The organism is Streptomyces sp. ISL-100 (genome assembly GCF_018614615.1).
Lineage (GTDB): Bacteria > Actinomycetota > Actinomycetes > Streptomycetales > Streptomycetaceae > Streptomyces.
In genome coordinates this window covers 1-8,144 of record NZ_JAGGOK010000145.1, presented here as the reverse complement: position 1 = coordinate 8,144, position 8,144 = coordinate 1, and the positions used below count along the sequence as shown (strand labels likewise).

The window sequence follows — 8,144 nt, the reverse complement described above, 5'->3', positions numbered from 1 at the left end:
GCACTGTGCTGTGTCCTCTGGTCAGACGCCTGGGCGGAGTTCGTTCCCTTCCTGTCCTTCGACGTCGAGATCCGCAAGGTCATCTGCAGCACGAACGCGATCGAGTCCGTGAACGCGCGGATACGCAAGGCTGTCCGTGCACGCGGACACTTCCCCAACGAGGTCGCCGCGATGAAGTGTGTCTACATGGCCCTCATGTCGCTGGACCCGACCGGCAAGGGCCGCAAGAAGTGGACCATGCGCTGGAAGGCCCCGCTGAACGCCTTCCAGATCGCCTTCGACGGCCGCCTCACCCCCACCGACCACTGACAACACCAACAACCAGGATCAGCCGTTAAGTTGACACACCCGAAACGGGCCGCCGGAGAAACCGACGACCCGTTCACGAAACATCGAGGTTAACGCCAATACCAGGAGACGCCCGGCAACGACGTGACCCTGTGCGCGCGAGCTGTCGCCGAATGGTTCACCACCCCCCGCCCGTTCGCTGGTGGCGTGCTCCTCGCCGCGCTCGCCGAGTGGGGTATCGCCGTGCACACCGACGACATCGGCATGAGCTACGCCATCCCTCTCGACCCGACCGCCCCCGCGGCCGACTCCCGCAACCGGCCGCACCTGTCCGTTGGCGACCGCGCGCTGTCGGTGGAGCACGTTCCGGCCGCACACACCGGCTGGACGAGGGCGAGTTCGGCCCGGTCGTCGTGTCCAGTCGCCTTTGCCGCGCGGCCCTGCAAAACAGTGCACCGGCCGGCCTTCTGCAGGCGCTCAAGGTCCGCGGCCAGGGCCTCGGCCAGCTGAGGGCCGGTCGACCAGTTGCCCGGTACGTTTTCCAAGGCGCTGATTCGATGTAGCTTGCCGCCCACCGGGCCGGCCTCCAGCACCATGGTCCGCAGGTTGAGGCTGGCCGCCATGACCGCGGCCGCCACCCCGGCAGGGCCAGCGCCGACCACCAGCACGTCCGTGTCGGATGACCGTGCATCCAGGCCGTCCACCACGCCTGGGCCCAAGCAGGCCTCCAACACACGGCATGATCACACCGACCCCGCGAAAACAGCGAAAGCCGAGTTGGGTCTGATGGCTTACCTAATCCGGAAAGGCCCTTCTTCCGCCGCATCTCCGCGCGCAGAGGCGGCAGGAGGGCCATGGTCGCCGTCATGCACAAGCTCGCCATCGCGATCTGGCACGTGCTGCACGACCACACCGTCTACCGGGAACTCGGGGCCGACTACTTCGCCAAACGCGATCCCGAACGCGCCATACGCCGAATGATCAAGGAAGCAAACAGCCTCGGCTTGACCGTCCGCTTCGATCCGATCGCAGCAGGCTGGCCTGCACGGGCAACTCTATTTTCGTGTCAGACCCCGGCCCCAGGCTCACCGTGGGCCAACGGGAGAGTGACGGGGGGTGCTGTGCCATATGGCGGTACGGGTGGCGGGGCACATGAACCCCGCCACCCTGTCAGCAAGCCGGGTGCTACGGGACAGCGACGGATTTGGTGGTGGTGGCGCTCGTGCCTTCGTCGTCGGTGACGGTGAGTTTGACGGTGTACGTGCCGGCAGCGGGGAACGTGTGACCCTGAGTGACTCCTGTGCCGGTCTTGCCGTCACCGAAGTCCCACACGTAGGTGAACGTCGACCAGAGGCCACCGTCCGGGTCCTTGGTCTGGTACCCGTTCATGAGGCAGTAGTGCGACGTCGCCGAGCAGGATCCCACGGTGATCACGGGAACCGGCAGCCGGTTCGGCGGCGGGGTGACCGTCTTGCTGGTGGTGGCGGTCTTGCCCTGGTTGTCGGTCACGGTCAGCTTCACGCTGTAGGTACCGCCGCCGGGAGCGGGGTAGGTGTGCGAGACGGTCTTTCCGGTGCCGGTGGTGCCGTCACCGAACGTCCATGCGTAGCTGCTGATCGATCCGCCTGGGTCGCTGGAGGCGGAGGCGTCGAAGGAGCAGACGCGCGGGCTGCTGCAGCTGTTGGTGAAGGAGGCGACGGGCGGCGGGTTGCCGACGACGACGCCCTGGGTGGAGTCGTCGGTCTTGCCGGTGTTGTCGGTCACGGTCAGGGTGACGGTGTAGGCCTTGTCCGGGGTGTAGGTGTGCGAGACGGTCTTGCCGGTGCCGGTGGCACCGTCGCCGAACTTCCACGCGTACGAGGTGATCGTGCCGTCATCGGTCGAGGCGGATGCGTCGAAGCTGCAAGTGGTGGGACCGCAGCTGGCGGTGAAGGCGGCGCTGGGCAGGGTGGGGTCGGAGGGCGCGCCGACGTCCAGCAGCGGCTCCTTGACGCCGTCGCCGGAGGTGTCGGTCCAGTCCAGATTCCCGGCGTCGATCAGATCGTCACGGATCTTCAGCACGTCCGCGCGGCTGTCGGGGTTGTTCAGGCTGGCGTAATAGGCGGCCGCGCCGGCCACGTGCGGGCTGGCCATGGATGTGCCGGACAGGGTTGCGTAGCCGCCGTCGATGGATGTCGAGTAGATGCACACTCCGGGTGCGGCGAGCTCCACGGTGGAGCCGAAGTTGGAGAAGTCGGCCAGGGTGTCGTCGGTTCCGGGGCGGCAGGTCGAGGGGGCTCCGCCGCCGGGGGCTCCGTTGTAGTCGGCCAGCGCCGATACGGTGATGACGTCGGGGTGGTTGGCGGGGAAGAAGGTGGAGGCGTTCTTGGCGCTGTTGCCGGCGGCGACCACCACGACGACGCCTTTGTTCACCAGGTTGGTGATGGCGGTGGAGATGGCGTCGCTGGAGCACTCGCAGCCCAGGCTCATGTTGACGACCTCGATGGTGCCCGAGCGTGCCGCCACCCAGTCGAGGCCTTCGGCGATGTCGCTGAAGGGGCCGCTGCCCGAGTCGTTGAGTACCTTGACCGACCAGAGCCGGGCGCCTGGTGCGACACCCACGACACCGGTGCCGTTGTCGATCGCTGCCGCGGTGCCGGCTACGTGGCTGCCGTGCCCTTGGTTGTCGTCCAGGGCGGATTCGGTGTCGTTGTCGTTGCAGCCGGTGAATCCGTACGCGCAGTTGGTGCGGCCGACCACGTTGAGGTCAGGGTGGTCGTGGTCGACGCCTGTGTCCAGGATGGCGATGTCGGCGTCGGTACGGACATTGTCCACACCGTCGATGTCGAGGTCGGGATTCTCGTCGGCGAAGATCCTCTGGACTCCGGTGGGCACGGTCTGTGCGGTGATGCTGACGATCTGGTCAGGCTCGACCGAGGCGACCCGCGGATCGGACCGCAGGCGCGCGACCGCTGAGGCGGGCAGGGTGGCCGCGTAACCCTTCAGAGCGTGCTGGTAGACGGATTTGACCTCGCCGCCATTCTGGCGGGCCTGCTGGCCGGCGACGTCGGCCGGGTCGCCGACGGAACTCTTGAACGTCACGATGTAGTTCGACCGCTGTGACGGCTGCGGCTGCGACTGCGCCGGACCGGCCCATATGAGGGTGGACAGGCAGGCCACGGCCGTGGTGACACAGCAGGCGAGCACTCTTCGCATCATGCCGTTGCGCTCCTTCCCGATAGCGTGGAGGTGCTGGGGGCGAAGCGCACTCTATGGGTGCTGTCCGTGACCAGACAGGCCATCAGACACGTCTGAGAGCAGACGTCCGTCGGATAACAGACACCGTCCTGGAAGCAACAGGAAGGAGACAGGTGGGCGTCCGCCTACAGCCAGCCGAGCTTGGCCGCCCGCAACGCCGCCTGGAACCGGGTCTCCGCGCCGAGCGAGTTCAGCAGATGAGCCACCCGGCGAGTGACGCTGCGCTCGGTGATGCCCAGCGCCCGCGCGATGGCGCGGTCTTTCATGCCGGCGGCGAGCATGGCGAGCATCTCGCGGTCGGCCTTGCCCGGCCCCCCGTCGTTCTGGCCGCCGGACAGCGGGATGGCCTGCACCCACAGATGCTCGAACGACGTCACCAGCGCGGCCAGCAGTGGCGACGAGTGGACCAGGACCAGACTATGCAGCTCGACGGCTTCGAAGCTCACCGGGATCAGTGCCTCCCGGCGGTCAGCGATGACCATCTTCATGCGGACCGAAGGGAGCACACGGGCGTCCTCACCCGCTGCGGTATTGGCCAACAGATCGTCCATCCGGCCCGGTTGATCCAGTATCGGAGCATGGTAGATGGCCCGATACTCCACACCCCGACGCATTGACTGCGCCTGCTGCGGATTCCCAGGAGAGGGACTGTAGAGGTAGGGCGGGCAGTCGACGATCAGGACTTCCTTGCGGGCCCCCATCTGGAGCCTCACCGAGTGCTCCACCACGGCCTGCTCCCCCTCGACCAGTTCGATCATGTCCGCTACTCGGCCGCGGGGCGCCTCCTGCAACTGACGGGCCAGGGCATGCGCGTAGCCACGCACCTGCTCCAGCTCCTCCTGGCGGCGCCGGACCAACGCGTCCACCGCCACGTCTGGCGGCGCGGGCAGATATCGAACCGGACTGCCCGTCACCCGGGTGATCAGCCCGGCCTCGACCAGGCGGGCCAGCAGCCCACGTGTCCGGCCATTCGTCATGCCCAGACCGGCCGCAAGTTCCGCCACGGTCCTGCCGGGACCGGAAATGACCTGCAGATAGACAACGCTCTCCACGCCGCCGAGACCCAACGGCTCCAGCATCCCCGTCACAGACCGGTCAGCCTCGCTCCGCCACACCCGACGCGCAGAGCGTGTTCGCCAGGGAACCTCGGCTTGAACGACACGGGTTCTGCGGACACAGAGGAGCAGTCCTTCCTTCTCGAACCTCCAGAACGGCGCTGGGATACCTGCGCAAGACAGCGCCGGTCCGAGCATCCCGTCGGAACGAGCGCCCCTCGACTCCACTTACCTCGGATCCGCTCCCCGAGCCTCGATGACGACGCTCGGCGCAAGCTCAGCTCCATGGCGGTGGGCGGGCAGACGTCACTCAGCCCCCGAGGGCAGCGAGTCCTGGAGAGGAGGCTGCCGCCGACTCCACCGCCAGGGGATCCGTCCAGGCGAGGCAACAGCAAAGGCCAACCCCCGCCCTGAGTAACCGGGGCTGCTCCCCCCAAAGGCCGCACCCCCCGCCCCCAACTCAACAGAGAGGAGGGGACGCAGGTATGCGTCACACCGACGTTAACAAGAGGCGCCCATGCTGTTACCGCACCGAGCGGAAGTCTGCGCCGACAGCACATCCACTGTCAAGGAAGGCGGCTCTTCCAAGATTTTCGTAGCTGGTGATCGGGTCAGCCGGTACGCGTGACGGTACGTCAGTGCGGGTGCAGTCTGGTGGGATGAGCGATGTCGAGCTGGAGGTCCTACTGCCCCAGTTGGGGGCAGTGGAGGTCGAGGAAGTGCAGGCCGAGGCCGGGTTGATCCGGATTTCGGCGCGGACCCGGAACGTCTCGGTCGCTTGTCCTGGTTGCGGCCGTCCGTCGGACTGGGTGCACAGCCGGTACGTGCGGCACGTCGCCGACGAGGCCGTCGGCAGTCGCCCGATGGTGATCGACTTGTCCGTACGGCGCCTGTACTGCGAGAACCCGGACTGCCCGAAGGCCACGTTTGCCGAGCAGGTGGAGGGGTTGACGGTTCGCTACCAGAGGCGGACCCCGGCCCTGCAGGGCCTGCTGGGCGCGGTGGCGGTGGAGCTCGCGGGCAGGGCGGCGGCCCGGCTGCTGCCGCACCTGCACCAGGCAGTCAGCGGCAGCACGCTGTTACAGTAAGCCTGCTCATGGCGTTGCCGCTGCCCCAGTGCCCGGTCCCGCGGGTCCTGGGAGTCGATGACTTCGCGCTACGGCGCGGCCACCGCTACGCCACCATCTTGATCGACGTCCTCACCCACGCCCGCGTCGACGTGCTGGCCGACCGCACCGCGCAGACACTGACCGCCTGGCTGTGCGCCCATCCCGGGGTGGAGATCGTCTGCCGGGACGGCTCGGCCGCCTACGCCCAGGCCGTCACCGACGCCCTGCCGGACGCGGTGCAGGTCAGCGACCGCTGGCAGTGCGCCATGAGGCGCCTTGTACTACAGCCGGAGATCTTGTGACGGGGGCCGGGTCGGCTCGTTGACCGGGCATGATGCTGGATGTGACGGCTGAGCAGATAGCCGAGTGGGATGCCGAGTTGTCCGCGTTGACTGGTTCGATGGGGTACTTGTTCAACCGGCCGGAGCCTCGGTTGGTGTTCGCGCAGTTCATCGAGGGTCTGCTGGCCGAGCTGCCGAAGAAGAACGGCTGGACGCTGTCCGAGCGGGCCGGTCATGCCGGCGCGGATCGGATGCAGTGGCTGCTGAACGGCTCGGTGTGGGACGCCGACCGGCTGCGCGATGCGGTCCGCGGCTACCTCATCGATGACCTGGGCGATCCGGAGGCGTCGCTGGTCATCGACGACACGCAGGCGCAGAAGAAGGGGACGAAGTCGGTCGGGGTGGCTTACCAGCACTGCGGGCTGACCGGCGATGTCCGCAACTGCCAGACCATGGTGATGCTCAGCTACGCCGCCGAGAGCGGGCAGCACGCGTTCATCGACCGTCGGCTTTACTGCCCGAGGAGTGGACGGCCGACCGGCCGCGGTGCCGTCAGGCCGGGATACCCGAACAGGTCGACTTCGCCACCAAGCCCGAGCTGGCCATTGCCATGCTCACCGAGGCCCGGGACGCCGGCGTCCCGTTCGCCTGGGTGCTGGCCGACGCCGGCTACGGCCGTGACCCGAAGCTGCGACGCTGGTGCCACGAGGCCGCCGTGCCCTACATCTTCGGCGTCCCGGTCGATCTGCCGATCGACGGGCCGCCCGGCAAGCCGGGGCAGCCGGCCATCAAGCGCGCCGACGACCTGCTGCACTACGCCATCAGCCGCGATGCGTGGGAGCGCCGCTCGTGCGGCGACGGCGCGAAGGGCACCCGCAGCTACGACTGGACCGCCTTCACCGTGACTCTGCCCGACGAGCCGCCAGCCGCGGGCCACGAGCACTGGCTGGTGCTGCGCCGTTCGCTGCACCCCAACCGGCGCGGCAAGGACGGCGAACTCCACCGCGAGATCGCTTACTTCCCTGGTGCACGCACTCCTGGGCACCTCGCTCACCGAGATCATCACGCGGGCCGGCGGCCGCTGGAAGATCGAAGAGGACAACGAGATCAACAAGCAGCTGGTCGGCCTCGATGACTACCAGGTCCGCAAATGGACGCCCTGGCACCGGCACATCACCGCCTGCATGCTGGCCACCGCCTTCCTCGCTGTGCAACGCGCCGCCGTCCCCGACCCCGCCAAACGGGACGAGCCTGCCCCGGACGATGCGGGAAAAGCCCAGTTCACCGCGGAAAGCGAGGCCACCGGCTGATCCCGGGGCCGCTGCTGCGGCCCTCCGTCCACACCATCCGCCACTGCCTGGCCGCGGTCCACCTCAACCCCCGCCACACCGCCCAGACCGTCCTCACCTGCGAAGTCTGGCGCCGCCTGCACCAGACCCGCGCAACGGTCAGCCACTACCGCCGCCGCGGAGACCCCCTCCCACCCCGACTCCAGCCCTGGGCCCACCACAAGCCGGTCCCGCCGATCACCGACCCTCAAGATCTCCGGCTGTAGTACCAGGACGACAAGAGGCGTGGATCGTACGAACACACCTCCTTCACCTTCCGGGGTACGGGTTTCGGGTGCGGAAGGTCAGGACGAAGCGCGGAGAACACTTCGGCGGCTTCAACCCGGCCATCAGCGACGAAGCGGCCAAGCGCATCAGGGCGCAGATCCGCTCCTGGCGGCTGCACCAGCGCAGTGGATCGACCATCTTCGAGCTCGCGAAGGAGATCAACCCCGTAGTGAGGGGCTGGATCAACTACTAGTGCGCCGCGAGGCGCTGCTATTTCCGGAGGGGGTGAAATGACCCATCTATTCGCCGTCGTAGCGGCGGATTGAAGCTGGAGGAAGCCTGATCCGGGGGTCGCCGGGGAGGGCGGGAGCAGCCTCGACAAAGTCGCGTCGGATCAGCACTATCGGATGGTCCGGGCGCGGTGAGCGAGACGGGAAGGTATACGCGAGGAACCGGTGTTGTTACGCCTCTTGATTATCCGCCAGCTCTAACCCGATGGATGTGGGCTGGTTCGCGGTGCGTACTCATCCGTCGTCTTCTTTGTGACGAGTGGGAAACTCCTGACAGGGTCTTAGTAGCCCGGGTTGGGAGGCCATGGCAGGGAGATTTCAAAGTCGT

At 67.5% G+C, this 8,144-nt stretch carries 7 protein-coding genes and 2 pseudogenes; 6 read left to right on the top strand and 3 right to left on the bottom strand.

All coding sequences use genetic code 11. From position 1 onward, the window contains the following. On the top strand, positions 1–309 hold a 309-nt coding region (locus J7E89_RS39990; RefSeq protein WP_214981412.1), incomplete at its 5' end, for a transposase. A 368-nt stretch (positions 310–677) separates the two neighbouring features. Here the strand turns inward: J7E89_RS39990 and J7E89_RS39985 are convergent. From J7E89_RS39985 to J7E89_RS39975, 3 genes and pseudogenes are all read right to left on the bottom strand, one after another. Further along, positions 678–950, bottom strand: a pseudogene (locus J7E89_RS39985) (oxidoreductase); the annotation flags it as partial. 523 nt (positions 951–1,473) lie between these two features. Beyond that, positions 1,474–3,486, bottom strand: a complete 2,013-nt coding sequence (locus tag J7E89_RS39980; RefSeq protein WP_214981410.1) for a PKD domain-containing protein — start codon at positions 3,484–3,486, stop codon at positions 1,474–1,476. A gap of 164 nt (positions 3,487–3,650) precedes the next feature. After that, positions 3,651–4,604, bottom strand: coding sequence for a LuxR family transcriptional regulator (locus tag J7E89_RS39975; RefSeq protein ID WP_251061743.1), 954 nt, complete (start codon positions 4,602–4,604; stop codon positions 3,651–3,653). A gap of 635 nt (positions 4,605–5,239) precedes the next feature. Here J7E89_RS39975 and J7E89_RS39970 point away from each other — a divergent pair. The 5 genes and pseudogenes from J7E89_RS39970 to J7E89_RS42225 all read left to right on the top strand — a co-directional run bounded on the left by J7E89_RS39970 (position 5,240) and on the right by J7E89_RS42225 (position 7,779). Continuing rightward, positions 5,240–5,668, top strand: a complete 429-nt coding sequence (locus J7E89_RS39970; RefSeq protein WP_214981400.1) for a transposase family protein — start codon at positions 5,240–5,242, stop codon at positions 5,666–5,668. Between the two features lie 8 nt (positions 5,669–5,676). After that, positions 5,677–5,991, top strand: a complete 315-nt coding sequence (locus tag J7E89_RS39965; protein ID WP_214981398.1) for a transposase — start codon at positions 5,677–5,679, stop codon at positions 5,989–5,991. Between the two features lie 29 nt (positions 5,992–6,020). After that, a pseudogene (locus tag J7E89_RS42600) lies at positions 6,021–7,105 on the top strand (IS701 family transposase). Beyond that, complete coding sequence (locus tag J7E89_RS39955) at positions 6,996–7,280, top strand: hypothetical protein (RefSeq protein ID WP_214981394.1); 285 nt, start codon at positions 6,996–6,998, stop codon at positions 7,278–7,280. The pseudogene J7E89_RS42600 and the gene J7E89_RS39955 overlap by 110 nt, the downstream one beginning before the upstream one ends. A 313-nt stretch (positions 7,281–7,593) precedes the next feature. Next, entirely contained in the window at positions 7,594–7,779 is a 186-nt protein-coding gene (locus J7E89_RS42225) for a group II intron maturase-specific domain-containing protein (RefSeq protein ID WP_214981392.1), read from the top strand. Positions 7,780–8,144 lie beyond the last annotated feature (365 nt).

Excerpts from the sequence above, each read along its gene's own strand:
- J7E89_RS39980 (WP_214981410.1), bottom strand. The coding sequence starts at position 3,486 with ATGATGCGAAGAGTGCTCGCCTGCTGTGTCACCACGGCCGTGGCCTGC.
- J7E89_RS39970 (WP_214981400.1), top strand. The coding sequence starts at position 5,240 with ATGAGCGATGTCGAGCTGGAGGTCCTACTGCCCCAGTTGGGGGCAGTG.
- J7E89_RS39975 (WP_251061743.1), bottom strand. The coding sequence starts at position 4,604 with ATGCTGGAGCCGTTGGGTCTCGGCGGCGTGGAGAGCGTTGTCTATCTG.
- J7E89_RS39965 (WP_214981398.1), top strand. The coding sequence starts at position 5,677 with ATGGCGTTGCCGCTGCCCCAGTGCCCGGTCCCGCGGGTCCTGGGAGTC.